We start from the raw sequence: 26,032 nt of genomic DNA, 5'->3' as shown, positions 1-26,032 counted from the left end.
CGATGGCGAGGTGGTTCGCGCTTTCCGCGAACACGCCTCGCCGTCGCCATCGTGCGCCGCCAGGGACTCGAACCCCGGACCCGCTGATGCTGCATTTCCCGGGGGATAACCCCCGGACCCCCAGCCGCCCTGTGGCGCCGGAGGGAATCAGGGCACCGGAGAGGGGCCAAAGGGGAAGGTCCCCCGCGCTTGCGAGGGACCTTCGCTGTCTGTGCGCCGCCAGGGACTCGAACCCCGGACCCGCTGATTAAGAGTCAGCTGCTCTAACCAACTGAGCTAGCGGCGCCTGCTGACGTCGTAGACCTTAGCATCCTGATCGGCGGGAGGAAAAATCGATATGCGCACGGCCGCACGGGCCGCCCGCACGGCCGCCCACAGGAGGATTTCCGGGCCCGGCAGCCAGGGGTGACGGGTGTCCGGGGCGACCAGCCAGCGGGAGTCGGGGGAGGTCGGCGGGGCGGTCGAGAGCAGGGCGGGGACGGTCACCGCGTCGCCGTTGCCGTGACACAGCAGCGGCGGGATCGCGCCCGTGCGGCCGAATTCCTCCCAGCGCAGCAGCGAGGGCAGCCGCTGGGCCGTGCCGGGGGCGGCGAACAGCAGCAGCCGGCCCCGGAAGGCCGCCACCGGGCCGGAACCCGGCCCCTCGTCCCACAGCCGGTCGACCATCCGGCGCGCGAAGACCGCGGGCGCACTGACGACGTCGAAGGCGGAGCCGCAGGGGAGCACCACCGGGGCGTCGGCGTGCTCCTTCCAGAGGGCGAGCGTGCTGCGCGGATACGTCCCTGCCGAGGCGAGCCAGGCGGCTCCGTCCGCGGTGACCCCGCTGACGTCGAAGCGGTCGGAGAACGGATCCGTGCGTTCGCTGCTCATGACATCTACATCTACCGGCTGTGAACGCACCATTCCAAGGAGTTGCCGGAAACCGGGACAGGTGGGAGTGGGCGGGAGTATCTTGCCCACCTGGCATATGCCAAAGCGAAATGGCCCGTATTCACACCGGGTCGGCGGAACCCCGCCCCTCGGCCCCGCTCATCAGGTCCCGCCCGTACTCGACCATCTTCTTGGCATAGTCCTCGGTCCACTCGGCGCGTTCCGCGATGTCCGCAGGCGTCAGCCGGTCGAACCGCCGGGGGTCCGCCAGCTGCGCGGCCGCCATCGCCTGGAACTCCACCGCCCGGTCGGCCGCCGCACGGAACGCCTGCGCCAGCTCCGTCGCGCGGGCCAGCAGCGCCCGCGGGTCGTCGATCGACTCGAGGTCGAAGAAGTGCTCCGGGTCGGAGGCCGCCTCCGCGGGCTCGAAGAGCAGGGGCGCGGGGCGTAGCCGCGGTTCGTTCCGACGCGGCGTGGGCTCCGCCATGTCTTCTCCTCCTCGTACGTCGCGGTCGACCCGTCCATGACCGGGCCACCGTCCATTGTCCCGCGGCCACGCAAGTGGGTCTGGGACGCCAGGTTCCTCAAGGCCTGAACGGCACGCGATGTTCCCCGAGCCGGGCCGGCACCGCGTGGTTCGCCTCCCACCCGTCCGGGCTGTATTTATTGGCCGCCTCCGGCGGCGTGCCGGCCTCCGGCCGGTGGATTGGCGGGGTGGGGGTCGATGCTGATGGCCGGGTCTCCGGTGTCTCTGTCACGGCTGCCAGCTCACGCGGTGTTCCGCCAGCCGGGCCAGCACCGCATGGTTCGCCTCCCACCCGTCCGGAAACTTGACCAGCGTCCCCAGCTGCACCGGCTCCGTCGACGGATAGTCGTCCAGGAGCTCGCTCACGCCCGCCCGGCAGACCACGATGCACGCGTGGCGGTGGCGGGAGGTGAGGACGCACAGGCGGCCTGTTTCCAGGTGGAAGGCGGTGGCGTCGGGGCGGCCGGAGAGGGGGTGGAGGACCACCGTGACGTCGTATTCGCGGCCCTGGAGGCGGTTCGCCGTGTCGACCGTGACGTCCGTGACGCCCAGTTCCTCCAGCGCCGCGCGGACGGCCGCCGCCTGGTCGCGGTGGGCCGTGCCGACGGCGATCCGGTCGGGGGTCAGCGGCAGCGGCTCCTCGGGTGCGCGCTCCGACGTCGCCGCGCCGCCCCGGTCCAGCAGCCGCCGTACGACGGTCGCCACCGCCCGCACCGCCTCCGGATCCGTCCGCGGGGTGTGCCGGGCGGGCAGCTCCAGCAGGCCCCAGCCCGACTCGGCCGCCTCGTCGATCACCTTGTCGGGGCCGGAGCCGTCGGACGGGACGGCGAAGGCGAGGCGGCGGTCGCCATGGCCCGTGCCGCTGCGGAAGGGGGTGTACGGGTAGAAGGCGCCCGAGACCAGGGGGGCCGCGGAGGCCGGGAGGCGCCAGGACACCGGCAGACGGTGCTGCGGCAGTTCGGGGTTGTGGGCCAGGAGGGTGGTCACGGCGGAGGCCGAGGGGTCGTACGACAGCCCTGCCCACTGCTCGCTGCCCACGATGGAGAAGGGGTCGAGCTGCCCAGGGTCGCCCACGAACAGCGCCCGCTCGAACAGCCCGGCCACGGCGAGCAGCGCGTCCGAGCGCATCTGGTACGCCTCGTCCACGATCGCGTGCCGCCATGGCTCGTCAACCTTCACATGCGCCCACTTCGCGGCCGTGGAGATGACGACCGACAGACCGGTCAGGTCGCCCGCCTTCGCCGACTTGCGTACGTTCGGCAGGTCGTCGAGCGCCTTGTCGTACGGGTCGGTGTCGCTGCTGTGCAGGCGGCCGACGGGGAGGTCCGGGTTCTTCTCCGCGAGGCGCAGCACGAGGTCGTCGACCTGGGCGTTCGTCTGGGCGACGACCATCAACGGGCGGCCCGCGTCGGCCAGTTCGAGCGCCGCGCGGACGACGAGCGTGGACTTGCCGGCGCCGGGCGGGGAGTCGACGACCACGCCCCGGTGGGTGCCGTGCAGGGTGTCGCGGAGGATGGCGTCGGTGGCCTCGGCGGCCAGGGCACCGGGGTCGAAAGCGGTGGTCACAGGACATCCTCCGCGGTCAGAGGATCGGCGGCCTCCGCAGCCGCCTCACCCGGCGGTCCGCCGTGCGTCCACGGTGTCTCCTCCGGGTCGGGCAGTTTCGGGCCGCCCCGCTGCTCGTGCTCGAAGAGGGTGAAGCAGAACCGGTCGCCCTTCTCCGGCACGGAGCCGGCCTCGGGCTCCTTGCCGCGGCCCATCTTGTCGACGATGCGCAGCACGAGCAGATCCTCCGCCTCCCGCCCGACGAACTCCGCCGCCTGCGGCTTGCCGCCCAGCGAGCGGTACACCTTGACCCGCTCGCCCAGGTGCGGACGGTCCTCAGTCCGTACGGTGACCAGCGGGCGCGGGCTGGGCCGCTTGCCCTCGCTGTACGCCATCACGACGTCCGTCACCTCCCCGGCGAACGCCTCCCCGGACAGCCGCCGCCCCGCCATCACCAACGGGTCGTCGAGCGCCTCCTGGGCCTCGAGGCGGGCCTGTTCGCGCTCGCGTGCGGCGAGCTTGTTGGCGGCCGTGACCGCATCGTCGCGGCGCGGCTGCGGCGGCTCGCCCGCGACGATCCGGTCGCGGTGACCGGTGAACGACCAGCGGTCGCGCGTCCACCGCTCCTCGACGTGCGCCCCGTCCGGCAGCGCCTTCAGCAGGTCGAGGCCCTGCCAGACCTTCTCCCAGGTGGGCAGGGTGCGGCTCAGCACCAGCTCCCGGATCTCCCGCTCGGCGGCGGTGAGTTCACCGAGCCGGTCGTCCGCCTGCAGACCGTCCTCGGCGGCGGCAAGGGCGGTACGCGCGCGGTCGTAGCGCTCGATGGCCGGGGCGAGCAGCTTGTTGTCGAACGCCGGGTCGGTGGCCGGTCCGGCGGGCGGGCACTGCAGCTGGCCCTCGGGGTCGCGGGCGAGTTCGGCGTGCAGGGCGGCCTCGGCGCCCGTCGAGCCCTCCGGCGGGTCGATCCACGCGAGCAGGGCGCCCAGGTGCTGGTCCTCCAGCGTGGACTGTCCGGTCGCCCAGTGCCGGGCCAGGACGTCCGTCATCGCCAGCAGCAGGGAGGAGCCGGGGACGCGGGCGCGCTCCCCGAAGTGCGTCAGCCAGCGGCCGAGCAGTGGCACGCGCGGGGGTGCGGGATACGGAGTCTCCGGGTCCTGTTCCGCCGTACGCCGGAAGCGCATGGAGCGGCCGAGCAGCCGTACGAAGTCGACGCCCGCACGGCTCGGCACGATCAGCTGCGGGGCGTCCGCGCACAGTTCGACCTCGACCTTGACCCGCTTGCCGGTCTCCGGGTCGGTCTCGTTGCGCTCGGCGGCCTCCACGTCGTCCGCGTACGCGTCGAGATACGGCAGGACGACGTCCGCCAGCTCGGCCAGGAACGTGAACCTGAGGTCGCGGTCGCGCGGTTGCGGCACGGCGAGCAGGCGCGGCGCGTCCCGGTCCGTGCCGACCAGTGCGCCGAGCGGGGCCCCCGCCTCACCTGCGGTGGTCAGCGGGACGAAGACGAGCGGCCGTTCGGACAGGTGCCGGTGCCGGACCGTGGCGGCGGGCTGGGCACGGCCGGTGCGACAGGCTTCCAGCCGGGCGAGCGTCGTGATCAGAGACACGGGGGCTCCTCGGAACAGGGGGCCGGGGTCGGGAAGGCCGTCATCACACGGCACCCCCCGTCGTGGCATCCGCCGGGGCCTGCGGCCCGAGGCTCTCCAGCGCCTCGGCGCGCAGCCGGGCCGCCCTGCGCAGAGCCGCCACCGCCGGATCCTCCGGGTCTCCGGCTTCTCCCCGGGCCGCCGACAGGACGTCCCCGATGGTCGCCAGGCCGCCCAGTTCGGCGCGGACCGAGCGGCCCAGGGAGGTCACCGCACCGGCCGCGCGGGAGCGGTCGCGGCAGTGGAAGGCCAGCTCGCAGGCGGACAGGCACTCCGGCGCGTACGTCGCCGGAACCGACTCGACGGCGGACGTCAGCTCGGCGGCGGGCAGCTCCGGGGAGAAGCACACGCCCTCGGGGAGCGTGTCGGCGATGTCCTCGACACGGGTCAGGCGGGCCAGCTGGCGGCCAGTGACCGCGCGCTGCTTGCGCACATCGACGGCCGAGGCGGTGGGGAGGTTGGAGAAGTCCTTGGGGCAGACGAGGAGGATCCGGTGCCGCACCTCGGGGGCCGGATCGAGACGGGCGGCGACCTCCTCCAGCGCCAGCACGTAGACCGCCGCCTGGCGCGCCGCCGCGCCCACCTTCGCCGGGTCCGCGGAACCGTCCAGCATCGGGAAGGACTTGATCTCCACGACCGTCCAGCTGCCGTCGGGGTGCGCTACCACGGCGTCCGGCTCCAGGAACGCGGGGGAGCCCGCCACGTCGAGCGCGAGCATCGGGTGGTCGAGGAGCGTCCAGGTGCCGGGCGCGGCGGTGGCCTCGCGCAGCGCCAGCGCCGTACGGGCCGCGCGGCCCTCGGGGCCGGTCGCGGAGAGGTCGGGCACATGCGCGCCTGCGGGCGGCTCCGCGCGCCGGTCCAGTTTCTCGTGCACCAGCCGCAGCAGCTCCGCGCCGCCGTCCGCCTTGACCTTCGCCTCGAACGCGTTGCCCCGCGTGAACGCGAACTGCGACTGCCCGAACACCGAAGGGGTACCCAGCGCGCTCGCCAGCGCCGCCTTGTTCACCCCGGCGCCGTCCAGGATCGCGCGCCGCTTGCAACCGGGGTTGGCAGCGAGGGCCGCCAGGGCACGCGCGTCCAGCGCCTTGGCCGGTACGTCGGGACCGCGCAGCTCAGCGAGCCGCTGCCGGAGCGCCTTCCCCCGCGTCCGTGGGAGAGGCATCCGGCTCGGCTCCGGATCCGATCCGGGACTCGCGCTGCCGTGGAATTCGCTCACCCGCGGAAGTCTGGCATCCGGCACTGACAATTGAGGAACCTGCGACCTGCGAGCGCCCTGCGCCGGAGGGGAACTGCTCCCTGATCCGGTCCGCGCCCCGCATCACGTACGGCGTCAGCAACAGCCCGACGCCCATCACGGCCGCACCCGCCACCGCGTCGAGGAAGTAGTGGTTCGCGGTGCCCATGACCACGATCGTGGTGAGCAACGGGTAGGCGGCGGCGGCGACCTTCGTCGTACGCGTCCTGCCGTACCGCCACAGCATGACCCCGCACCACAGCGCCCAGCCCACATGCAGGCTCGGCATGGCCGCGTACTGGTTCGTCATGCCCCCGAGGCCGCGCGGGGCGCTGGCCTCGCCGCCCCACCAGCCGTACGAGCTGTACTGCGCCATCGTGTCGACGAAGCCGTGGCCCGCGGAGAGCAGACGCGGCGGACAGGTCGGAAGCAGGGTGAAGCCGATCAGGCCGAAGAAGGTCGAGGTCATCAGCCAGGTGCGGGCGGCGCGGTAGTGCACGGCGCGCGATCTGAACAGCCAGACCAGGATCGCCGGCGTGACCAGGTAGTGCAGCGACGCGTACCAGAAGTCGGCCGGTACACCGAGCCACGCCTCGCGCGTGAAGAGCCGGTTGAGCGGGTGCTCGGCGTTGATGTGCAGGAACTTCTCGATGTTCAGGATCGCCACGCCGTGGTCGACGGCGCTCGAGGTGTCACCGCGTGCAAGGAGGCGGCCGGCCGAGTAGCAGGCGTACACCAGCAGGATCAGCGGCAGCTCGGTCCACCAGCGCAGGCGGGTCCGCGGGGTTGCTGCCTCGATGCCCGGTGTCGTCTCGGTCCTCGGCATCCGATCGCCTCCCCCTTCTTCTCGCGCGGCGTCCGGCGGTCCGGTCGTGCCACTTTACGGCGTACGTGCGCACCCCATTCGGGCGCCCCGGCCCTCAAAGACGCAGAGATCGCCCGCCGGGTTGCCCGTACCAAGCGTGCGCGATGATGGAGGGGTTCCGCCTGCGATTTCTCCCGGAAGGTCGCTCAGCTCATGGCACCTCGCATTCTGCTGGCCCGGCACGGACAGACCGAGTGGTCGCTGTCCGGCAAGCACACCGGCAGGACCGACGTACCGCTCCTGGAGGAGGGCCGGCGCGGCGCCAAGCTGCTCGGCGAGCGGCTGCACCGCGCGCCGTTCGAGGGGCTCCCCGGGGTCACCGTCCGCACCAGCCCGCTGGCACGCGCGCGTGAGACGTGCGAACTTGCCGGGTTCGGGGAGCGGGCGGCTGTGTGGGACACGCTGATGGAGTGGGACTACGGTGCGTACGAGGGCATGACGCCCGAGGAGATCCAGGCCTCGCGGCCGGGGTGGCTCATCTGGCGCGACGGGGTTCCGGAAGGCGAGTCCCTTGCCGAAGTGACCGCTCGGGCCGATGAGGTGGTGGCGTGGGCGCGCGACGTTGACCGCGATGTGCTGGTGTTCGCGCACGGGCACATTCTGCGGTCGATCGGGGCGCGGTGGTTGGGGTTGCCGCTGGAGTTCGCGGCACGGATACGGCTCAATCCGACGTCGTTGTCGGTGCTCGGGTGGGCCTATGGCGAGCCCGCGATTGAGAGCTGGAATGACCTGGGGCATCTCGCGGGGTAGCAAATTGCACCGTCCGACGGGGTGGCCGTCGAGGGGGTGTCGCTCACCGGCGCTGGCCGGGTGCCGCTGCGCCCACCCGTGCCGCCCCAAGCGGCACGACTGCCCGCAGCTACGGCGGCGCAGCTACGGCGGCATGACTGCCCGCAGCTACGGCGGCACGACTGCCCGCGGCTACGGCGGGCGGCCTGCCTCAAGCCGTGCGCGGCTGTGAAGCGTGGCGTTCCAAGAAGCCCGAAACCCCGGATGCCCGGCGGTGTGGCAGCAGCACTCGTGCCGTGCCTGCCAGCATCGTCTGGACCCGGGACGACTGGACCTGGTCCAGAAGGTCCAGTACCCGCATCCCGGCTGCCGCCGCCTCGTCCGGGCGGCCGCCTCTCGCCAGGTCGTCCGCCAGTTCCGCCGTGTACAGGGCGATGTTGCGGGTGAAGTGCGGGTTCTGGAGCTGGGCCGCGCGCCGTGCGTGGCGGGCGGCGCGCGGCCAGTCGCCCAGCGTCGACCAGCACTGCGCCTCCAGGCCCTCCAGCTCGGCCTCGCCGTAGAAGCTCATCCACTCGGGGTCGGCGTCCGAGGGGCCTCGCTCGAAGAGGGTCTGCGCGCGGACGAGCGCCTGTTCGCAGGCAGTGCGGTCGGCGAGCCCCGCCCAGCCGCCCGCCTCGCGCAGCGCGAGCAGCGACATCAGGCGGGCGGAGCCCAGGGGGCGCGCGACGCGTTGCGCGGCCTGCGCGGCCCGGACCGCCTCGCGCGGGCGTCCGGCGTCGCGCGCGAGGAAGGCCGTATTGCAGAAGGCATGCGCCTCCAGGGCGTCGTCGCCGGTCATCCGGGCGGTCGCGAGCGCCTCCGCGTAGTGCGAACGCGCATCGTCGAACCGCCCCGAGTCGTGCGCCAGCCAGCCCACGGAGATGGCGAGTTCACCGGCGCCCGAGTGGAGACGGTCGGCGGTCGTCTGCCGGGTCGCCCCGGCGTCCAGCAGCGCATAGGCGGCGCGCAACGGTTCCGATGCGCGCCGGTAGAGCCCGTCCGCGCCGTGCCGGTCGTCGAGCAGCCGGATTCTGCGTACGGCCTCTTCGAGCGCGTACGCGTCGTGCGTGCCGGGGCGGCGGACGGGACGTCCCGCTGCCGCGGCGTCGAAGGCGAGCCCGATGGGGCTCAGCGAGGCGGCGGCCACCGTGGCGCCACCGCCGGTCATGAATGCGCGACGCAGCACGTCGCTCTCCTCGTAGTTCTCGTGAAGCGCATGGCTCTCGTGATGCTCATGCGGGTCGTAAGGGACTTGCGGGCCCGGGCTGTTCTGCGTTTCATACGGCTCGTACGCCCCCTGTGTCTCACCGGTGGTGCGCGCCCGGCGTCCGCGTACGGACGAGCGGGGCGCGAAGCCCAGGTCGGTGAGGGTGCGGCCGGGGAACATGTGCAGGAACACCCGTTCGTATGCGTAGTTGGGGCAGCGGATCTCGCCCGCCTCGACCCGGCCGATGTAGCGCGCGTCACAGCTGACCCGCTCCCCGATCTCGCGCGCGGCCCGCCGCACCGCCGCGGCGAACTCGGCCGGCGAGCGCTGTCCGCGCAACTGCCGGAAGACGAGGTTCGGCCGTGGTGGCCTGGGGGGCGTGGGCTGGGACGAGGTCAGCTCTGACGACGTCATGGCCGGGTCCTCTCGTGCGAACCGTCGAACCATGCCGGATTCAGGGTGAGTTGTCCGTGTAGCGCCCTGTCTCCAGCGGGCAAGAACGTACCTGCTGTGCCGGACCCCTCACGCTGGGTTTGGCTACAAACCGGATATCTCATACGGGATCTGCCATGAACTGCCATCCTTTGTGGCTGACTTCCGCCGTAGCCGTTGACGCGGCGCCGCGTTGAACCCTGCGGACCGGGAGCCGCCCGACTCCCGACCCGCTTCGTTCAAGGAGGGGTTCCGTGGTGGAGGCCGGGATGGAGACCAGCCAGAGCGTCGTTCCTCATACGCTGCCCGCGGCCGTGGCGCACGCCCCGACCCCGGAGCGCAGCGGGCCGCCCCTCCCGGACGGTGCATGCGACCTCGTCACCGTGCCCACGCGGCAGGGGCTGGAGGCCGTCGACATCCTGCGGCGCGGAGCGGGCGACGCGGTCGGCCCCGTCCTGCACGACGACGACTGCAACACGCTGGGCTTCGTGGTGCCGCCCGGCACGGCCGCCGCCTGGGACGTCCCGGGCAGCACCTGTACGGAGACCAACGGCCGCGGCCTGAGTCTGAACCCCGAGCCGCCCGTGGAGGGCTCGGACTGGCTGCTCCCGCCCGGCGAGGCCGACCTCGCGACCGACCCGGCGGTGCTGCGCGCCGCGCTGGGCGAGGCGGCACGGATCATCGAGGCCGCGGACAACTGCCGCTGACCCGAGGGCCGGGGTCCGCACCCTGCGCAGGCGTGGCCGCCCCGGGCTGCCGATAATGGCGCAATGGGAAAGTCCAGGAACCCCCGGCGCGGAAGCGGCGGCGCCGAAGCCGTCGTCGAGGCCGTCGACGGCGGGCTCGCCGAGCTCATGCCCGACCGGGACCGGGCGCGGGCCTGGACGCTGCTGATCGACGGGGCGCCGCAGTCGCACGTCGATCTCGACGACCCCTCCTACCTCTCCTTCGAGTACCAGCGCCGGCTCGGGCACGTCATCGACCTGGTCGCGCCCGCCGGGAAGCCCGTGCACGCCGTGCACCTCGGCGGCGGAGCCCTCACCCTCGCCCGCTACGTCGCCGCCACCCGCCCCCGCTCCACCCAGCAGGCCGTCGAGCGGGACGCCGCCCTCGTCCAACTGGTCCGCCGCGAACTGCCGTTGGACCCGAACGCCCGGATCAGAGTGCGTTCCGTCGACGCCCGCGAAGGGCTCACCAAGGTGCTCGACGGCTGGGCCGACCTCGTCATCGCCGATGTGTTCAGCGGGGCCCGCACACCCGCCCACCTCACCTCGACCGAGTTCCTCGACGAGGTCCGCCGGGTCCTGAAACCGAGCGGTTTCTACGCCGCCAACGTCGCCGACGGGCCGCCGCTCGCCCACCTCCGCGGCCAGATCGCCACCGCGGCCGCCCGTTTCCCCGAACTCGCGCTGGTCGCCGACCCGACCGTGCTGCGCGGCAAGCGCTTCGGCAACGCGGTCCTCGTCGCCTCCGACGCCCCGCTGCCGATCACGGAACTGACCCGCCGGGCCGCCTCGGACCCGCACCCCGGCCGGGTCGAACACGGCCGTGCGCTCCTCGACTTCACCGGCGGGGCGACCCCGGTGACGGACGAGGCGGCGGTCGCCTCACCGGCACCGCCGCCCTCGGTGTTCCGCTAGCTAGTAATTGCCTATTTCCACGTGCGGCGGCCCGTCGTGCCACGTACAGATCACCGACACCTTGTTCGTGCCCGAGGTGAACTCCACCCGGATCCAGGTCTCCGTCTTCCACAACTGCATCGACCAGCCGGAACCCGGCGTCGCCGACACGAGCGTCGCGGAGGTTCTGCCGAGGTCGAACACCGCGCGCCCGCCGCCGGTGTCGTAGGCCTTGACCTGGCCGGACGCGGTGGGGGTCGGGGTGGGACCCGGTGTCGTCGCCGCCGACGGCGTGGGCGTCGGAGAGGGCCCCCGCGACGCGCTCTTCGACGGCGACGGGGAGGGCCGCTTCGTCGACGACGCCAGCGGCTTCGACTCCTGCGTGGTCGCGTCCGCCGCCGTGATCGGCAGGGCGCGCGGCGGGTCGTACGCAGTGCCCGCCATCACCGTGTGGACACCCCACCACGACAGCGTGACCGCCGCGCCCGTGGCGAGCGACCAAGCCAGTACGTGTACGAGTCCTCTGCGCATCGCGGGCCATACTGCCTCACGCGTCCCACGAGCCGCACACGGTCGGAGTTATCCACAGGCCCAGATACGGCCCGCCCGCATGGCGTACGGTGCCGCGCATGGCAAGTGTGCTCGTGGTCGAGGACGACCAGTTCGTACGCTCGGCGCTGATCCGGCACCTGACCGATGCCGCGCACACCGTGCGCAGTGTCGGGACGGCGCTGGAGGCGCTGCGCGAGGTCGCCCATTTCCGTTTCGACGTGGTCATCCTGGACCTCGGACTGCCCGATCTGGACGGGTCCGAGGCCCTGAAGATGCTGCGCGGCATCACCGACGTGCCTGTGATCATCGCCACCGCGCGGGACGACGAGACGGAGATCGTCCGGCTGCTGAACGCGGGCGCGGACGACTACCTGACCAAGCCGTTCTCCGTCGAGCACCTGTCCGCGCGGATGTCCGCGGTCCTACGACGGTCCCGGTCCGCCCCCTCGGACACCTCGCCGTCCACCGTCCTGCGCGTCGGCGGCCTCACCGTCGACCCCCTGCGCCGCCAGGCCGAACTGGACGGCGTCCGCCTCGACCTCACCCGCCGCGAGTTCGACCTGCTCGCCTTCCTGGCCGGCCGGCCAGGCGTCGTCGTCCCGCGCAAGGAACTCCTCGCCGAGGTGTGGCAGCAGTCGTACGGCGACGACCAGACCATCGACGTCCATCTGTCCTGGCTGCGGAGGAAGCTGGGCGAGACCGCCGCGCAGCCGCGCTATCTGCACACCCTGCGCGGCGTCGGCGTGAAACTGGAGCCGCCCGCCTCCGAAGGAGCGGAGCCGCCTCGATGAGATGGGCACTGGTCAAGGTCTGCCTGGCGGTCACCGCCATGGTCGTGGTCGCCTTCGCGGTGCCGCTCGGGCTCGTCATCAAGGAGATGGCCCGGGACCGCGCGTTCTCCAACGCCGAGCGGCAGGCCGCCGCGGTCGCCCCGGCGCTGTCCATCACCACCGAGCGCGACCAGCTGGAGCGGGTCGTCGCCTCCGCGGGCTCGGACACCGGGATGGCCGTGCACATACCCGCGGCCGCCGGACAGCCCGCCGTCGACATCGGACGGCAGCGCGCCGCGGGCAAGGACATCGCGACCGTGCGCAGGCTGGGCCGCGCCTCCACCACCGAGGTCTCCGGCGGCTCCACACTGCTCCAGCCGGTCGCGCTGAGCTCCGGCGCGATCGCGGTCGTCGAGGTGTACGTCCCCGAGTCCGAGGTCAGCAACGGCGTCGGCACGGCGTGGGCGGTGCTCGCGGGGGTCGGTATCGCGCTGATCGTCGGGTCCGTCGCGGTCGCCGACCGGCTGGGCGTACGGATGGTGCAGCCCGCGCAGAAGCTGGTCGAGGGCGCGCACGAGCTGGGGGAGGGGAAGCTGGGGTCGAGGGTGCCGGAGGAAGGGCCGACCGAACTGCGGCTGGCGGCGGTCGCGTTCAACTCCATGGCCGACCAGGTCGTACAACTCCTGGCGAATGAGCGGGAGTTGGCGGCGGACCTGTCCCACCGTCTGCGCACCCCGCTGACCGTGCTCCGCCTCAACGCTGCCTCGCTCGGCGACGGACCGGCCGCCGACCAGACCCGGGCCGCCGTCGCCCAGCTGGAGCGCGAGGTCGACACCATCATCCGCACGGCCCGGGACGCCAAACCGCAGACCGCGGCCGCCGGTCCCGGCGCCGGATGCGACGCGGCCGAGGTCGTCCGCGAGCGGATGGCGTTCTGGTCGGCGCTGGCCGAGGACGAGGGCCGCAAGTGGCGGGTGGCCGGCGCCGACCGGCCGGTGCGCATACCCGTGGCCCGGGCGGACCTCGCGGCCGCGCTGGACGCCCTGCTCGGCAATGTCTTCCGGCACACCGCCGAGGGCACGGCCTTCGCGGTCGACCTGCACAACGGCGAGGACGCGGTGATCGTGCTGGTCTCCGACGCCGGTCCCGGGATCCTGGACCCCGAGGCCGCGATGGCGCGCGGGCGGGGCTCCGGCAGCGACGGGTCCACCGGACTCGGCCTGGACATCGTGCGGCGGCTCGCCGAGTCGACCGGCGGTGACGTCCGGATCGGGGCGTCGGTGCTGGGCGGCACCGAGGTGCGGATCTGGATCCAGCTGGACGGACGGGAGCGGACGCCCGGGCGGGGCCACCGCTCCGTACGGCGGCGCAGACAGAAGAAGCCGGTCTCGAAGCCGGTCTAGAAGGCCGGTCTGGAAATTGGTCTCTACCTTTAACCGTCCCCGATCCCTTCCTTAAGCGCACCCTAAGATCCTCAACCCCCGTCCGGATCAGGCACTTTGCCCGATTCCGGCTCGCTAGCGTGCTGCCGCACCCACCCCTGGGAAACCCCGCGATCCCCCGTGAACAGCGAAGGCAGGCACGCGCATGAGCACGCACCGGCGCAAGGTCAGTGGCAGGAACAAGGCGATCGGCGGAGCTGTCGCCGCGGCCGTGATCGGTGGCGGCGCGCTCCTGCTCACCGGTACCGCGCAGGCGGCCGGCATCGGCGCCGCGTACACGAAGACCAGTGACTGGTCGACGGGTTACACCGCGCAGTACGTCGTCACGAACAACAGCGGCCAGACGGAGAAGACCTGGAAGCTGGAGTTCGACCTGCCGTCCGGCTCCAAGCTGGGCTCGCTCTGGAACGCCGAGTCCAGTGTGAGCGGGCAGCACGTCACCGTGACGCCGGCCAAGTGGGACACCGACGGCCTCGCGCCCGGGAAGTCCGTCACCGTCGGCTTCGTCGTCAACGGCAGCGCGGACCCGACCAGTTGTCTCGTCGACGGCGCCAAGTGTTCCGCGGACGACGGTCCGACGCCGGAGCCCAGTGGCCGCCCGACGCAGTCCGCGACGCCGACCCCGACGGCCACCGCCACCCCCACCCCCACCAAGACCGCGACCCCCACGCCCACCCCCACCCAGAGCTCGGGCACGGGCACCACCGCGAGCGCCGGCTTCGCCCCCTACGTCGACACCTCCCTCTACCCGGCCTTCGACCTGCTCGCGAGCGCCGACGCGACCGGCGTGAAGAACTACAACCTCGCCTTCATCACCGACGGCGGCGGCTGCACCCCCAAGTGGGGCGGTGTCAGCGACCTCGGCAGCGACGGCGTGGCCTCGCAGATCGGCGCGCTGCGCGCCAAGGGCGGCGACGTCCGCGTCTCCTTCGGCGGCGCGTCCGGTTCCGAACTGGCGACGACGTGCTCCTCGGCGGACGCGCTGGCGACGGCGTACGGCAAGGTCGTGGACGCGTACAAGCTGACCAAGGTCGACTTCGACGTCGAGGGCGGCGCGCTGCCCAACACCACGGCGAACACGAACCGCGCGAAGGCGATAGCCAAGCTCCAGGCGGCCCACCCCGACCTGGACGTCTCCTTCACCCTCCCGGTCATGCCCGAGGGCCTCACCCAGGACGGCGTGAACCTCCTCTCCAACGCCAAGTCCAACGGCGTGAAGATCAACACCGTCAACATCATGGCGATGGACTACGGCGCCTCGTACAGCGGCGACATGGGCACCTACGCCGAGCAGGCGGCGACCGCCACGCAGGCGCAGGTCAAGAGCGTGCTCGGCCTCTCCGACTCGGCCGCCTGGAAGGCGGTCGCCGTCACCCCGATGATCGGCGTCAACGACGTCTCGTCCGAGATCTTCAAGGTGGACGACGCCACCCAGCTGACGGACTTCGCCAAGTCCAAGGGCCTCGGCGGTCTCTCGATGTGGTCGGCGACCCGCGACAAGCAGTGCGACGGCGGCACCAAGCCCACCGCCGACGCCACCTGCAGCTCGATCACCCAGGACAAGTTCGCCTTCTCGAAGGCGTTCGGCGCTTTCAACTGACCGTTGCCGAACGGGGGTTGATGCGCCCCGGCCGGATCTCCCCCCACCCGGCCGGGGCGCACACCCGCGTCAGAAGGGACGGGCCCGTCAGAAGGGACCGGGTCCTCCGAAGCCCTCGAAGCCGAACCCGCCCGGGCCGCCGGGGTCGGGGCCGTGGTGGTGGAACCCGTCGAAGATCGCGTCGGCCAGCAGCATCCCGCCGACCCCCGCCGCACCGGCCCCGAGCGTGGTCTTCCACCACGCGCGCTTTACCAGCCGCCGGGCACTGTACGTCCGCCGACCACACCGCCCGGGTAAGTAGTACGGGGTCGCCGCACCCGGCTGCGCGGCGGCGGTGTGCGTCTGCCCGCCGACCGTGACCTGGCCGCCGCCCAGCCCCGTGGTCGGCAGGGCGGGACCCGCGTCCAGGCCCAGGGCGGTACGGGCCGTACGCACATGGTGCAGTCCCTCGACCGCGGTCTGCGTGACCAGCGCGTACTGAGCGGGGGAGCAGGCGGTGGCGAGCTGCCCCTCGGCCGCCCGGTGCCGCTCGCCCGCGTCCGCCAGGGCCTGCCGGGCGGCCTGGTTCCCGCCCGCGTCCAGCGTGGAGAGGCTCCCGCCGAGCAGCTCAGGGGCAACTCGCCCTGCAGTACGGATCGAACGCCCCCGCACGAGAGGCCTCTGAGCCCCGCCTGAGCGGTCCCTGTGAAGACCGGGGCGCGGTGCCCCCTCGGCCACCGCGCCCCGCCCCCGCTCATGGGTCCCGCTACTCGGCCTCCACCGGCGGCAGCGTCCCCGTCCGCGCCGCCTCCCCGTACCAGAGGGCGCTCGACTTGGGCGTACGGGCGAGGGTCGCGTAGTCGACGTAGACCGCGCCGAAGCGCTTCTCGTAGCCGTAAGCCCACTCGAAGTTGTCCATCAGGGACCACAGGTAGTAGCCGCGGACGTCCGCGCCGTCGGTGATCGACCGGCGTACCGCCGCGAGGTGTTTCTGCAGGTAGGCGATGCGCTCGGGGTCGTGGACGCGGCCGTCGGGGTCGGGCTTGTCGTCGTAGGCCGCGCCGTTCTCGGTGATGTAGAGCGGCAGGCCGGGGGCCTCGCGGGTGTACCGCATGATCAGCTCGTGCAGGCCCGTCGGGTCGATCGTCCAGCCCATCTCGGTGCGCTCGCCCGGCGTCTGGTGGAAGGCGACGTCGTCCGCGCCCGGCCAGGGGGAGTGGTCGCTGGCGCCGTGGCCGTCGGCGCGCGGGCCGCTCGGGTCGGCCTCGGCCGACGAAACCAGCGCGGGCGTGTAGTAGTTGAGGCCCAGCGCGTCCAGCGGCTGGTTGATCGCCGGCAGGTCGCCGTCGAGGACGTACGACCAGTCGGTGATCAGCTCGGTCGCCGCGAACAGCGAGTCCGGGTAGGTCCCGTGCAGGATGGGGCCGTGGAAGACGCCGTTGGCCAGGTCGTCGATCTTCCGTACTGCCGCCAGATCCGCCGGGTCCTGCGGTGAAAGCGGCCTGACCACCGACGAGTTGAGGCTGAGCGCGACCGAGTTGCGGGCCGGCATCACGGACCGCAGGGCCGAAGTGCCGAGACCGTGTGCGAGGTTGAGGTGGTGAGCGGCCCTCAGCGATGCTTCCGGGTCCGTACGGCCCGGTGCGTGCACCCCGGAGCCGTATCCCAGAAACGCGCTGCACCACGGCTCGTTGAGCGTGATCCACTGCTCCACCCGGTCGCCCAGCGCCTCGCCCACGATCTGCGCGTACTCGCCGAACCGCAGCGCCGTGTCCCGCTCCGGCCAGCCGCCCGCGTCCTCCAGCTCCTGCGGCAGGTCCCAGTGGTAGAGGGTGACGGCCGGCTTGATGCCGTGCTCGAGCAGCTCGTCCACCAGCCGCCGGTAGAAGTCCAGACCCACCTGCACGGCCGGACCACGCCCCGTCGGCTGCACCCGCGACCAGGAGACCGAGAAGCGGTACGCGGACAGGCCCAACTCGGCCATCAGCGCCACGTCTTCGCGGTACCGGTGGTAGTGGTCGACAGCGATGTCACCGTGCTCGCCACCCGCGGTCTTGCCCGGCGTATGGCTGAAGGTGTCCCAGATCGACGGCGTACGGCCGCCCTCCCGCACCGCACCCTCGATCTGGTACGCGGAGGTCGCGGCACCCCAGAGGAAGGCGGGGGGAAAGGTCACCGGGGTCGCCGGCTGTGCGGACTCAGACATGGAAGCGCTCCCATAAGTGGTCGTTCAGACCGAAGAGTTGGAGGGGAGGGGCGGGGACAGGAGGAGAGGAGCAGAGGGGCCGAGGCGGCGGTGACCCGGCCCCGAAGGGGCATGGGGCAAGAGCGATATGAGGAGCGGTCAGCCCTTGATCGCGCCCTGCATGATGCCGCCCACGATCTGCTTGCCGAAGAGGATGAACGCGATCAGCAGCGGCAGCGTGCCCAGCAGCGCGCCCGCCATGATCACCGCCTGGTCGGGGACGTAACCGGTGCCGAGGGAGTTGAGGGCGACCTGCACGGTCGGGTTCTGCTGGTTGAGGGCGATGATCGGCCACAGGAAGTCGTTCCAGGCGAACACGAAGGTCAGCAGGCCGAGCACGGCCATCGCGGGCCGGGCGGCCGGAAAGACCACGTGCCACACGACGCGCAGGCTGCTCGCGCCGTCCACTCTCGCCGCCTCGATCAGCTCGGTGGGCAGTGCCTGCACCAGGTACTGCCGCATGAAGAACGTGCCGAAGGCCGTCACGAGGGTCGGCAGGATGACCGTCTGCAGCTGGTTCGACCAGCCCAGGTGCGACATCCACAGATACAGCGGTACGACGGCCAGCTGCGGCGGGATCATCATCGTGCCGATCGTCAGCAGCAGCAGCACACTGGAGAACCTGAACCGCAGCTTGGCGAAGGCGAACCCGGCGAGCGTGGAGAACAGCACCGTGGCGATGGTGATGGTGCCCGCGACGACCGTGCTGTTGAACATCGCGGTGCCCATGCCGGCCTGGTCCCAGGCGGCCTGCAGGTTCTTGAACAGGTTCCCGCCGAACCACAGCGGCGGCGGAGTCTCGGCCAGCCGGTGGTCGGTGCGGGAGGCCGCGACCGCCGTCCACACCAGGGGAGCCAGCGAGAGCAGCGCGAAGACCGTCAGGACGAGGTACGTCACCGGGCCCGCGTGCAGCTGCTTGCCCGCGCCCATGACCCGGCGGTTGCGGTCCTTCTTCGCCTTCTGATTCCGAACCTGAGGCAACGTCAGTTCACTGGTGGTCATTGGGACTTCCTCAGGCGTCGGGTGAACAGCAGATTGATCACGGCGACGATCAGCAGGATCAGGAACATCGACCAGGCGATCGCGGACGCCTTGCCGAGGTTGCCGATGATCCAGCCCTGGTCGTACATGTACAGGCCGAGCGTCTGGTACTGGTGCTCCGAGCCGCCCTTGGAGCCGCTGACCCCGCCGAACAGCAGCGGCTCACCGAACAGCTGGGTCGCGCCGATCGTGGAGACGACCACCGTGAACAGGATCGTGGGCCGCAGCTGCGGAATCGTCACATGCCGGAACTGCTGCCAGCGGTTGGCGCCGTCGAGTGCCGCCGACTCGTACAGGTCGACCGGGATCGCCTGCATCGCCGCCAGATAGATCAGCGCGTTGTAACCGGTCCACCGCCAGATCACGATCGACGACACCGCGAACTGCGAACCCCAGTCGGACTCACGCCAGTTGATGGGATCGACCCCGACGAAGTGCAGCAGCCAGTTGATCATGCCGCCGTCCCAGGAGTACAGCAGCGTGAAGACCAGGGTCGCCGCTGCCACCGAGGTGGCGTACGGGGTGAGCATCACGACCCGCCAGATGGTCGAGCCGCGCAGCCGGTAGTTGAGCAGGTGGGCGAGCCCGAGCGCGGCCATCAGCTGCGGCACGGTCGAGATCACACCGATGGTGAAGGTGTTCTTCAGGGCGTTCCAGAAGAAGTCCGAGCCGAGCAGGTTCCTGTAGTTGTCCAGGCCCGCCCAGGTCTGCGTGTCCAGCGAGGACAGCTGCACGTTGTGCAGCGAGTACCAGGCCGTGTAGAGCAGCGGGACCAGCGAGAACGCCCCGAAGATGATGAAGAAGGGGGCGATGAACGCGTACGGCGACGCCTTCATGTCCCAGCGGTACAGCCGGCTGCGCCAGGAGTCGGAGCCCCCGGGCGGCGTACCGCGACCGTGAGCGCCCCGGGCCGCGCCCGGCGGGGTGCCGGGCGCGGCCTCGGCGCTCGACGCGGGATGCGCGAGTGCCTGCTTGGAACTGCTCACTGGCCGAGCACGTCCTTGATCTCGTTCTTGGCCGCGTCCCAGCCCTGCGAGGGGCTCTTGCCCTTCTGCTCGACCTGGAGGATCCCCACGTCGGTGATCGCGGTGTTGATCGGCTGGTCCTTGATCCCGAAGTACTGGACCGGGATGGTCTTCGCCGAGTCGGCGAAGATCTGTGTGATCGGCGCGTTCGAGAAGTACGCCGTGGTGTCCGCGGCCGGCTTCAGATTCGCGTACGCCGACGGGGTCGACGGGAAGCTGGCCTGCTTGGCGAAGACCTTCGCCTGCTGCTCGGGCGCGGTCAGCCACTTGGCCAGGGCGACGGCCTCCTTCTGGTGCTTGCCCGCGGTCGGCACGCCGAGGAAGGAGCCGCCCCAGTTGGACGCGGTCGGCGCGGCGGCGACGTCCCAGTTGCCCTTGCCGGAGTCACCGGACTTCTGCTCGATGTAGCCGATCATCCACGCCGGGCAGGCCACCGAGGCGAAGGTGCCGTTGGCGTAGCCCTGGTCCCAGGGCTTGTCGAACTGCTTCAGCTTCGCCGACATGCCGCTGGTCGCCACCGTCATCGCGACGTCCCAGGCCTTCTTCACGCCGTCGGACTTGTCCCAGACGACGTTGCCGCTGTTGTCGTAGTAGCGCTCGCTCCCGCCGCCGAGGGCTGCGTTGTAGACGGAGGAGGCCGAGTCCACGAACTTGGTGCCCTTCGGCGCCTTCTTCATGTACTCCTTGCCGAGGTCGACGTACTTCGCCCAGTCGCCCTTCCACTGCGCGGCGAGCTTGGTGCGGTCCGTCTCCAGGCCCGCCTTCTTGAAGAGGTCCTTGCGGTAACAGATCGCCATCGGGCCGACGTCGGTACCGAGCCCGATCAGCTTGCCGTCCTTGGTGGTGGCCTGGGCGTTCTTCCAGTTCAGCCACTGGGATTTGTCGACGTCCTTGCCGAGGTCGACGAACTTGGCGCCCTGCGTCTGCACGGCCTCGGTGACGTTGCCGACCTCGATCGCCTGGATGTCGTCGGTGCCGGAGCCCGCCTGCAGCCTGGTGAGGACCTTCGGCCAGTACACGTCGGTACGGGTGGTGACGTTCTCCTTGATGCTGATGTCCGGGTGCAGCTTCATGTACTCGTCGTAGAGGCCGGCCTGCTTGTAGCCGAACACACCGAAGGTGCCGATGGTCAGTGTGGTCTTGCCGTTGGCGTTGCCGCCGCTGTCGTTCGACGAGCCGTTGTCCGAGTCCTTGGAGCAGCCGGCCAGCAGCCCCGTGGTCAGCGCGGCGACGGCCGCGAGGGCCATCAGCCTGCGGGACCGTCGGGTACTCGTGCCCATTTGCGTCCTCCTGTTGCCTGACGTGCCGACCCCCCGGCCAACTGCATTGTTGGGCCCGTTCTACACGCTGCGGCTCGGGCGGGGAACGTGCGGGATGTGTATGTGTCAGGTACTGTGGGAGCGCTCCCACAAGTGATGTGTTGAAGGTTCGTCGGTTCGAGCGGGGGTGTCAAGGGAGTCGGCGCGGCGAGATGTGTTCAGTTATCGGGCTGTTAACTGGACTTGAGGAGTCCGCTGCGAGGGGTCGGGCCGTTCGGCCCCGGTCGGCTGTTTCAGCCCGTCCGGCGTTTGAGGACGAGGCCGTTCAGGCCGACAGCGGGGGTCTGGGGGCGGCAGTCCCCAGGGGCGTTCACGGATCCCACGGGACTGTTACATTCCAGGCCAGCTGCAATAACGGCGGAAAGGGCGGAGCCAATGGTGCGGAACCGGAGCGGTGGTCGACCCACCCTCGAAGAGGTTGCCGCCCGCGCCGGCGTGGGCCGCGGCACGGTCTCAAGGGTGATCAACGGCTCGCCGCGCGTCAGCGACGCGACCCGCGCCGCGGTCGAGGCGGCGGTGGCCGAACTCGGCTACGTCCCCAACACGGCCGCCCGGGCCCTCGCGGCGAACCGCACGGACGCGATCGCCCTGGTCGTCCCCGAGCCGGAGACCCGCTTCTTCGCGGAGCCGTACTTCTCGGACATGCTGAAAGGCGTCGGCGCCGAGCTGTCCGACACGGAGATGCAGCTCCTGCTGATCTTCGCGGGCAGCGACCGCGAGCGCCAGCGCCTGGCCCAGTACCTCGCCGCCCACCGCGTCGACGGCGTCCTGCTGGTCTCGGTGCACGCGGACGACCCGCTCCCCGACCTGCTCGCCCAGCTGGAGATCCCGGCGGTCATCAGCGGACCCCGCTCGGCCGCGGAGACCCTGACCTCCGTCGACTCGGACAACTACGGCGGCGGCCGCTCGGCGGTCGAGCACCTCATCGACCGGGGCCGAGGCAAGATAGCCCACATCACCGGCCGCCTCGATGTCTACGGCGCCCAGCGCCGCGTCGACGGCTACCGCGACGCCCTGCGCGACGCCGGCCACGAGGTCGACGAACTCCTCATCGAACCGGGCGACTTCACCGAGGAGGGCGGCCGCCGGGCCATGACGAAACTGCTCGCCCGCTGCCCCGACCTGGACGCGGTCTTCGCGGGCTCCGACGTGATGGCGGCCGGCGCCCGCCAGGTCCTGCGTGAGGAGGGCCGCCGCATCCCCGACGACGTGGCGCTCGTCGGCTACGACGACTCGGCCATCGCCCGCCACATGGACCCGCCCCTCACCAGCGTCCGCCAGCCCATCGAGGAAATGGGTCGCCGCATGATCGACCTCCTCCTCGGCGAGATCGCCGACCGCCGCCCGGCCGTCTCCCGCGACCTGGAACGCCGCCAGGTGGTCCTGGCCACGGAGCTGGTGACGCGTACGTCTTCCTGATCACCGCTCGGGTCTGCCATGAGGTTCCCGCCGTCGAGCCGTATCTCCGCACGGTGGGGGAGGTGTTCAACGCCCCGCGCCCCTTACGGGGCGCAGTACGGCGGCGCAGCTGGCGGTGGTGGAAACGAATCAGCCGGTGACCCTGTTCTTCAGGGTCACCGGCTGATTACTCAGGGTGAGTGACGGGACTCGAACCCGCGACATCCTGGACCACAACCAGGTGCTCTACCAGCTGAGCTACACCCACCACGACCGGCGGTCTACTTCGTGGTTTTCCGACCGGCCGAGAAAAAGTGTACAGGGTCCGAAGGGGTGCTCGCGCACGGCTTTTGCCGCGCGCCTCACAGGTCCTTACTCCGCAGGCAGGACGTGCTTCGCGGCGATCGACCTGGCGGTGTCGGAGTCGGGGCCGGGCTGCGGCACGAAGATCGCCTCGCGGTAGTAGCGGAGTTCCGCGATGGACTCGCGGATGTCGGCGAGGGCGCGGTGGTTGCCGTTCTTCTCGGGGCTGTTGAAGTAGGCCCGCGGGTACCAGCGCCGTGCGAGCTCCTTGACGCTCGACACGTCGACGATCCGGTAGTGGAGGTAGTCCTCGAGCGTCGGCATGTCGCGGAGCAGGAAGCCGCGGTCGGTGCCGACCGAGTTGCCGCACAGCGGGGCCTTGCCGGGTTCCTTGACGTGTTCGCGGACGTAGGAGAGGACCTGCTCCTCGGCGTCCGCCAGTGTCGTGCCGCCGGCGAGTTCCTCCAGCAGTCCGGACGCGGTGTGCATCTGACGCACCACCTCCGGCATCGTCTCCAGTGCCTTGGACGGCGGACGGATGACGATGTCCACACCCTCCCCGAGGATGTTCAGCTCGGAGTCGGTGACGAGGGCGGCCACCTCGATGAGAGCGTCGTCGGACAGCGAGAGGCCGGTCATCTCGCAGTCGATCCACACCATGCGATCGTTCATGCGACCACCCTAAGGCTGGCGCCCGCAAAAACAGCCCCTCTGGTGTTCGAGGAGCGGGAGTACGGGGGGGGGAGGGGGCGGGTGGCCTCGGTCACCCGCCCCCTCCTCGCCGTCACGTGCCGCTGCGCTGCCCCGGCAGGCTCGCCCGGCTTGTCACATAGGCCTCGCGGCCGTTCTCCGCCGCGGCCGCGGCCGAAAGCGACGCCCCCGACCCGACGGCACTCGCCGCGGCCCGTCGGCTCTGCAGCGGAACCGGACCCTCCGGATGCAGCATGGGCGCGGGCCCCGGCGACCCGGCCGCACCCTCCATGTCGGCCGGCTTGTCGCCCTGCGGACGGCGAGCGCGGTACGCGGCACGGTAGGCGGCCGGAGACGACCCCAGCTGACGGCGGAAGTGCCCGCGCAGGGCCACCGGCGAACGGAAGCCGCAGCGGCCCGCGACCTCGTCCACCGAGTAGTCCGACGTCTCCAGCAGGCGCTGCGCCTGCAGCACCCGCTGGGTGATCAGCCACTGCAGCGGGGCGCTGCCCGTGAGCGAGCGGAACCGGCGGTCGAAGGTGCGCCGGCTCATGTACGCACGCGCGGCGAGGGTCTCCACGTCGAACTGCTCGTGGAGGTGCTCCAGCGCCCAGGCGACGACCTCCGCGAGCGGGTCGGCGCCGATCTCCTCTGGTAAAGATCGATCGAGGTAGCGCTCCTGACCGCCCGACCGGCGCGGCGGCACGACCAGACGCCGGGCCAGTGCGCCCGCCGCCTCGTTGCCGTGGTCCGTCCGCACGATGTGGAGACAGAGATCGATTCCGGCCGCCGTACCGGCGGACGTCAATACGTCCCCGTCGTCGACGAAGAGCTCTCTCGGATCGACGTGCACCGACGGATAGCGCTTGGCCAGCGTCGGCGCGTACATCCAGTGTGTGGTCGCGGGGCGGCCGTCCAGCAGGCCCGCCGCCGCCAGCACGAAGGCGCCGGTGCACAGCCCGACTATGCGGGCGCCTTCCTCGTGCGCCCGGCGCAGAGCGTCGAGCGCCTCCTCCGGCGGCGGAGACGTGATCGAGCGCCAGGCCGGTACGACGACCGTGCCGGCGCGCGATATCGCCTCCAGGCCATGTGGCGCGGTGAGTTCCAGGCCCCCTGTGGTCCGCAGCGGGCCTTCCTCGCCGCCGCACACCAGCAGTCGGTAGCGCGGTACGCCGGCGTCCTGGCGGTCGATCCCGAACACCGACAGCGGTATGGAACTCTCGAAGATGGGGCCGCCGCTGAACAGCAGCACCGCGACGATCTCCTTGCGGCGTCGCCCGGAAAGCTTCCGGGCCGCGGCTTCCGGCGCGGCAGTGGAGTCGTGGCTCATACTGCTAAGCCCCCCTCGGTGGTCGCGGCTCCTCGGTTGTGTCGCTCCTGCACGTTTCCCCTCGGTCCTGCACGAGTCCCCCGCCGTAAGACGTCAAGATCGAATCTACTGTGTCGCATGCTGCCGGTGTGACCAGTTCGCCAACCGGCGCATTGTCGACATGGCAACTTGGCGTGAAGCATTCGATCACGAAGCGTTGCACTCGTGGGCCGTGCAGGGAAGTGCGCCTTGTCGCAGTGGCCAATCCACGTAGGGTACGCGGGGTCCCCGAGCCCCTTTCTCTGCAGGTGGAACGGGGGTTGGGGGGTGGTCGGGGCAAGGGATGCACGGTGTCCGGAAGTTGGCTGAAAAGCGTCGGGCGCGTGCGCGGAAACCGGTCAGCCGACCGGTGTACTTCCCCCAGTGTGACGCCTGCCTCTGTGAGCACCCGTGCCGCTCCTGTGATGGCGGCCACGACGGGACGTGTGATCCTCGCTCGGCGGGCGGGCCGCCACGCGTTCGGACTGGCGCAGCAGCAGCCGGCACACCGCGGTGACGGCGGCGAGGCCGAGCGCCGTGCCCGCGGCGCCGGCGAGCGAGGTGCCGTACCAGAGGAGGACCACGGGGACGAGGACGCAGCTGAACACCGCCCAGCGCACGACATCGGTCACGGTGTCCTGGGGCGGGGCGGTCGCGCGGGGAGTCTCGGGGGTGGGGTGCGGTCCGGACATGCGTGCTCCCTGGGGCCTGGGTCTCGGTGTTCAACGCGTGTTCGACCGGGCGGTCACTGTACGCCTCCGCCTCTGCGGCCCCGGAATAATTGAACCCTGTGCAAACCGCCTGTACAGCGCAGCAACCATTGCGTTACGGGCGCACCCTCGTGCATGCTCCCTGGAACCCCCACGATGGGGGTCCCCCCGCTCGAGCGAAGCCGAGAGTGGGGGAGTGGGCGGGATCTGGGCTAAGGAGGCGTGCCGCCGTACCCTTGGGGGTATGGGGTTGGGAAGATGTTTCCCGGACACAGCTCCGCCGCTTACTGCTGCATCCGTCAGCGAGTTCCGCTCGCGGGCCCTCCCATAAAGGATCAAAACGCCGAGACAGCCATGGCCGGTCACGAATTCTTCGAACCCGCGGACCGCAAGCGGCCCGTCGCCGATCCCACGGCGGCCGAGCCCCAGGCGGCCGAAGAGCCACGCCATTCCTGCGATCCAGCCTTCAAGCACGGCGTCGTCGTCGGCTTCGACGGCTCCACCTCCAGTGAGCGCGCCCTCGCCTACGCGATCGGCATGGCCCACCGTTCCGGATCGGGCCTGATCATCGTCCACGTCGCCAACCGGCTGCCCACCACGGTGTGGGCCGGCTGCGAGCCACCGGTCTTCGTCGATGTGCCGGATCACCGCACCGAGGTGCTCGGCCTCGAGCTCGCCTGCGCGGAATACCTCGCCGAGGTGCCGTGGATCCTGGTCGAGCGCGGCGGCGACATCTGCCACGAACTCGAAGAGGTGGGGCGGGAGTACGAGGCGGACGCGATCGTCGTCGGCTCCACGCACGGCATCGTCGGGCGGATTTTCGGCTCCGTCGCGGGCCGGCTCGCGAAGCGGGCGAAGCGACCCGTCGTTGTCATTCCGTAACGCCTCGTTCTCCCAG

At 71.2% G+C, this 26,032-nt stretch carries 24 protein-coding genes and 2 tRNA genes; 8 read left to right on the top strand and 18 right to left on the bottom strand.

Features of this window, described 5'->3' with window-relative positions; all coding sequences use genetic code 11:
• Window positions 1-212: 212 nt before the first annotated feature.
• The 7 genes from ACFY10_RS06570 to ACFY10_RS06540 form a co-directional block, all read right to left on the bottom strand.
• Window positions 213-286: transfer RNA gene (locus ACFY10_RS06570), tRNA-Lys, on the bottom strand.
• Window positions 277-870 (bottom strand): bifunctional DNA primase/polymerase, encoded by a 594-nt coding sequence (locus tag ACFY10_RS06565; RefSeq protein WP_390663913.1) that lies wholly within the window; start codon window positions 868-870, stop codon window positions 277-279. Before ACFY10_RS06565 ends, ACFY10_RS06570 begins: the two co-directional genes overlap by 10 nt.
• Before the next feature lie 121 nt (window positions 871-991).
• Window positions 992-1,357: a hypothetical protein gene (locus tag ACFY10_RS06560; protein WP_390663912.1), complete on the bottom strand. Its 366-nt coding sequence runs from the start codon at window positions 1,355-1,357 to the stop codon at window positions 992-994.
• A gap of 267 nt (window positions 1,358-1,624) precedes the next feature.
• Window positions 1,625-2,962, bottom strand: a complete 1,338-nt coding sequence (locus ACFY10_RS06555) for an AAA domain-containing protein (RefSeq protein WP_390663911.1) — start codon at window positions 2,960-2,962, stop codon at window positions 1,625-1,627.
• Window positions 2,959-4,548, bottom strand: coding sequence for a hypothetical protein (locus tag ACFY10_RS06550; protein ID WP_390663910.1), 1,590 nt, complete (start codon window positions 4,546-4,548; stop codon window positions 2,959-2,961). The genes ACFY10_RS06555 and ACFY10_RS06550 overlap by 4 nt, the downstream gene beginning before the upstream one ends.
• 43 nt (window positions 4,549-4,591) lie before the next feature.
• Complete coding sequence (locus ACFY10_RS06545; RefSeq protein WP_390663909.1) at window positions 4,592-5,749, bottom strand: hypothetical protein; 1,158 nt, start codon at window positions 5,747-5,749, stop codon at window positions 4,592-4,594.
• The gene (locus ACFY10_RS06540) at window positions 5,700-6,647 is read right to left on the bottom strand and encodes a phosphatase PAP2 family protein (RefSeq protein WP_390663908.1); all 948 of its coding nucleotides are present in this window, start codon (window positions 6,645-6,647) and stop codon (window positions 5,700-5,702) included. Before ACFY10_RS06540 ends, ACFY10_RS06545 begins: the two co-directional genes overlap by 50 nt.
• Window positions 6,648-6,839: 192 nt before the next feature.
• Here ACFY10_RS06540 and ACFY10_RS06535 point away from each other — a divergent pair, with 192 nt between their 5' ends.
• Complete coding sequence (locus ACFY10_RS06535) at window positions 6,840-7,436, top strand: histidine phosphatase family protein (RefSeq protein WP_390663907.1); 597 nt, start codon at window positions 6,840-6,842, stop codon at window positions 7,434-7,436.
• Window positions 7,437-7,626: 190 nt separating this feature from the next.
• Here the strand turns inward: ACFY10_RS06535 and ACFY10_RS06530 are convergent, their stop codons facing one another.
• The gene (locus ACFY10_RS06530; RefSeq protein WP_390663906.1) at window positions 7,627-9,075 is read right to left on the bottom strand and encodes a hypothetical protein; all 1,449 of its coding nucleotides are present in this window, start codon (window positions 9,073-9,075) and stop codon (window positions 7,627-7,629) included.
• Window positions 9,076-9,347: 272 nt separating this feature from the next.
• Between ACFY10_RS06530 and ACFY10_RS06525 the strand changes: the two genes are divergently transcribed.
• Together ACFY10_RS06525 and ACFY10_RS06520 are read left to right on the top strand one after the other, a co-directional pair.
• On the top strand, window positions 9,348-9,800 hold the full coding sequence (locus ACFY10_RS06525; protein ID WP_390663905.1) for a hypothetical protein: 453 nt from the start codon (window positions 9,348-9,350) through the stop codon (window positions 9,798-9,800).
• A 63-nt stretch (window positions 9,801-9,863) separates the two neighbouring features.
• The gene (locus ACFY10_RS06520; RefSeq protein ID WP_390663904.1) at window positions 9,864-10,733 is read left to right on the top strand and encodes a spermidine synthase; all 870 of its coding nucleotides are present in this window, start codon (window positions 9,864-9,866) and stop codon (window positions 10,731-10,733) included.
• Here ACFY10_RS06520 and ACFY10_RS06515 read toward each other — a convergent pair whose 3' ends face one another.
• Complete coding sequence (locus ACFY10_RS06515) at window positions 10,734-11,243, bottom strand: hypothetical protein (RefSeq protein WP_390663903.1); 510 nt, start codon at window positions 11,241-11,243, stop codon at window positions 10,734-10,736.
• 98 nt (window positions 11,244-11,341) lie between these two features.
• Here ACFY10_RS06515 and ACFY10_RS06510 point away from each other — a divergent pair, with 98 nt between their 5' ends.
• The 3 genes from ACFY10_RS06510 to ACFY10_RS06500 all read left to right on the top strand — a co-directional run bounded on the left by ACFY10_RS06510 (window position 11,342) and on the right by ACFY10_RS06500 (window position 15,076).
• Entirely contained in the window at window positions 11,342-12,055 is a 714-nt protein-coding gene (locus tag ACFY10_RS06510) for a response regulator transcription factor (protein WP_390663902.1), read from the top strand.
• Entirely contained in the window at window positions 12,052-13,437 is a 1,386-nt protein-coding gene (locus tag ACFY10_RS06505) for a sensor histidine kinase (protein WP_390663901.1), read from the top strand. Before ACFY10_RS06510 ends, ACFY10_RS06505 begins: the two co-directional genes overlap by 4 nt.
• A gap of 184 nt (window positions 13,438-13,621) precedes the next feature.
• On the top strand, window positions 13,622-15,076 hold the full coding sequence (locus ACFY10_RS06500; RefSeq protein WP_390663900.1) for a cellulose binding domain-containing protein: 1,455 nt from the start codon (window positions 13,622-13,624) through the stop codon (window positions 15,074-15,076).
• 87 nt (window positions 15,077-15,163) lie between these two features.
• Here ACFY10_RS06500 and ACFY10_RS06495 read toward each other — a convergent pair whose 3' ends face one another.
• The 5 genes from ACFY10_RS06495 to ACFY10_RS06475 form a co-directional block, all read right to left on the bottom strand.
• The gene (locus ACFY10_RS06495) at window positions 15,164-15,727 is read right to left on the bottom strand and encodes a hypothetical protein (RefSeq protein ID WP_390663899.1); all 564 of its coding nucleotides are present in this window, start codon (window positions 15,725-15,727) and stop codon (window positions 15,164-15,166) included.
• A 94-nt stretch (window positions 15,728-15,821) separates the two neighbouring features.
• A complete protein-coding gene (locus ACFY10_RS06490; RefSeq protein WP_390663898.1) occupies window positions 15,822-17,261 on the bottom strand; it encodes a GH1 family beta-glucosidase in 1,440 nt (479 codons plus the stop codon).
• A 138-nt stretch (window positions 17,262-17,399) separates the two neighbouring features.
• The gene (locus tag ACFY10_RS06485; RefSeq protein WP_390663897.1) at window positions 17,400-18,302 is read right to left on the bottom strand and encodes a carbohydrate ABC transporter permease; all 903 of its coding nucleotides are present in this window, start codon (window positions 18,300-18,302) and stop codon (window positions 17,400-17,402) included.
• Window positions 18,299-19,327: a carbohydrate ABC transporter permease gene (locus tag ACFY10_RS06480; protein ID WP_390663896.1), complete on the bottom strand. Its 1,029-nt coding sequence runs from the start codon at window positions 19,325-19,327 to the stop codon at window positions 18,299-18,301. Before ACFY10_RS06480 ends, ACFY10_RS06485 begins: the two co-directional genes overlap by 4 nt.
• Window positions 19,324-20,646: an ABC transporter substrate-binding protein gene (locus ACFY10_RS06475; RefSeq protein ID WP_390663895.1), complete on the bottom strand. Its 1,323-nt coding sequence runs from the start codon at window positions 20,644-20,646 to the stop codon at window positions 19,324-19,326. The genes ACFY10_RS06480 and ACFY10_RS06475 overlap by 4 nt, the downstream gene beginning before the upstream one ends.
• A gap of 414 nt (window positions 20,647-21,060) precedes the next feature.
• On the opposite strand from ACFY10_RS06475, the gene ACFY10_RS06470 reads away from it, so the two are divergent.
• The gene (locus tag ACFY10_RS06470; RefSeq protein WP_390663894.1) at window positions 21,061-22,104 is read left to right on the top strand and encodes a LacI family DNA-binding transcriptional regulator; all 1,044 of its coding nucleotides are present in this window, start codon (window positions 21,061-21,063) and stop codon (window positions 22,102-22,104) included.
• 174 nt (window positions 22,105-22,278) lie between these two features.
• On the opposite strand, the gene ACFY10_RS06465 is transcribed toward ACFY10_RS06470, so the two are convergent.
• The 4 genes from ACFY10_RS06465 to ACFY10_RS06450 all read right to left on the bottom strand — a co-directional run bounded on the left by ACFY10_RS06465 (window position 22,279) and on the right by ACFY10_RS06450 (window position 25,116).
• Window positions 22,279-22,351 (bottom strand) — tRNA-His (locus ACFY10_RS06465).
• Window positions 22,352-22,455: 104 nt separating this feature from the next.
• Complete coding sequence (gene orn, locus ACFY10_RS06460) at window positions 22,456-23,058, bottom strand: oligoribonuclease (RefSeq protein ID WP_390663893.1); 603 nt, start codon at window positions 23,056-23,058, stop codon at window positions 22,456-22,458.
• A 112-nt stretch (window positions 23,059-23,170) separates the two neighbouring features.
• Window positions 23,171-24,406 carry a helix-turn-helix domain-containing protein gene (locus ACFY10_RS06455; RefSeq protein WP_390663892.1) on the bottom strand — a complete coding sequence of 412 codons (1,236 nt, stop codon included), beginning with the start codon at window positions 24,404-24,406 and terminating at the stop codon, window positions 23,171-23,173.
• Between the two features lie 377 nt (window positions 24,407-24,783).
• On the bottom strand, window positions 24,784-25,116 hold the full coding sequence (locus ACFY10_RS06450) for a hypothetical protein (protein WP_390663891.1): 333 nt from the start codon (window positions 25,114-25,116) through the stop codon (window positions 24,784-24,786).
• Window positions 25,117-25,488: 372 nt separating this feature from the next.
• Here ACFY10_RS06450 and ACFY10_RS06445 point away from each other — a divergent pair, with 372 nt between their 5' ends.
• The gene (locus ACFY10_RS06445; protein WP_361257292.1) at window positions 25,489-26,016 is read left to right on the top strand and encodes a universal stress protein; all 528 of its coding nucleotides are present in this window, start codon (window positions 25,489-25,491) and stop codon (window positions 26,014-26,016) included.
• Window positions 26,017-26,032: the final 16 nt, after the last annotated feature.

Origin of the sequence: Streptomyces sp. NPDC001401, assembly GCF_042895385.1 — a bacterium.
Lineage (GTDB): Bacteria > Actinomycetota > Actinomycetes > Streptomycetales > Streptomycetaceae > Streptomyces.
The sequence above is the reverse complement of the archived record's forward strand: the minus strand, read 5'-3'. Positions and strand labels throughout refer to the sequence as shown.

What these genes read in the sequence shown, in the direction of transcription:
- ACFY10_RS06565 (WP_390663913.1), bottom strand. Translation starts at nt 870, where the DNA reads ATGAGCAGCGAACGCACGGATCCGTTCTCCGACCGCTTCGACGTCAGC.
- ACFY10_RS06560 (WP_390663912.1), bottom strand. Translation starts at nt 1,357, where the DNA reads ATGGCGGAGCCCACGCCGCGTCGGAACGAACCGCGGCTACGCCCCGCG.
- ACFY10_RS06545 (WP_390663909.1), bottom strand. Translation starts at nt 5,749, where the DNA reads ATGCCTCTCCCACGGACGCGGGGGAAGGCGCTCCGGCAGCGGCTCGCT.
- ACFY10_RS06540 (WP_390663908.1), bottom strand. Translation starts at nt 6,647, where the DNA reads ATGCCGAGGACCGAGACGACACCGGGCATCGAGGCAGCAACCCCGCGG.
- ACFY10_RS06535 (WP_390663907.1), top strand. Translation starts at nt 6,840, where the DNA reads ATGGCACCTCGCATTCTGCTGGCCCGGCACGGACAGACCGAGTGGTCG.
- ACFY10_RS06530 (WP_390663906.1), bottom strand. Translation starts at nt 9,075, where the DNA reads ATGACGTCGTCAGAGCTGACCTCGTCCCAGCCCACGCCCCCCAGGCCA.
- ACFY10_RS06520 (WP_390663904.1), top strand. Translation starts at nt 9,864, where the DNA reads ATGGGAAAGTCCAGGAACCCCCGGCGCGGAAGCGGCGGCGCCGAAGCC.
- ACFY10_RS06515 (WP_390663903.1), bottom strand. Translation starts at nt 11,243, where the DNA reads ATGCGCAGAGGACTCGTACACGTACTGGCTTGGTCGCTCGCCACGGGC.
- ACFY10_RS06510 (WP_390663902.1), top strand. Translation starts at nt 11,342, where the DNA reads ATGGCAAGTGTGCTCGTGGTCGAGGACGACCAGTTCGTACGCTCGGCG.
- ACFY10_RS06505 (WP_390663901.1), top strand. Translation starts at nt 12,052, where the DNA reads ATGAGATGGGCACTGGTCAAGGTCTGCCTGGCGGTCACCGCCATGGTC.
- ACFY10_RS06500 (WP_390663900.1), top strand. Translation starts at nt 13,622, where the DNA reads ATGAGCACGCACCGGCGCAAGGTCAGTGGCAGGAACAAGGCGATCGGC.
- ACFY10_RS06490 (WP_390663898.1), bottom strand. Translation starts at nt 17,261, where the DNA reads ATGTCTGAGTCCGCACAGCCGGCGACCCCGGTGACCTTTCCCCCCGCC.
- ACFY10_RS06485 (WP_390663897.1), bottom strand. Translation starts at nt 18,302, where the DNA reads ATGACCACCAGTGAACTGACGTTGCCTCAGGTTCGGAATCAGAAGGCG.
- ACFY10_RS06475 (WP_390663895.1), bottom strand. Translation starts at nt 20,646, where the DNA reads ATGGGCACGAGTACCCGACGGTCCCGCAGGCTGATGGCCCTCGCGGCC.
- ACFY10_RS06470 (WP_390663894.1), top strand. Translation starts at nt 21,061, where the DNA reads ATGGTGCGGAACCGGAGCGGTGGTCGACCCACCCTCGAAGAGGTTGCC.
- orn (WP_390663893.1), bottom strand. Translation starts at nt 23,058, where the DNA reads ATGAACGATCGCATGGTGTGGATCGACTGCGAGATGACCGGCCTCTCG.
- ACFY10_RS06455 (WP_390663892.1), bottom strand. Translation starts at nt 24,406, where the DNA reads ATGAGCCACGACTCCACTGCCGCGCCGGAAGCCGCGGCCCGGAAGCTT.
- ACFY10_RS06450 (WP_390663891.1), bottom strand. Translation starts at nt 25,116, where the DNA reads ATGTCCGGACCGCACCCCACCCCCGAGACTCCCCGCGCGACCGCCCCG.
- ACFY10_RS06445 (WP_361257292.1), top strand. Translation starts at nt 25,489, where the DNA reads ATGGCCGGTCACGAATTCTTCGAACCCGCGGACCGCAAGCGGCCCGTC.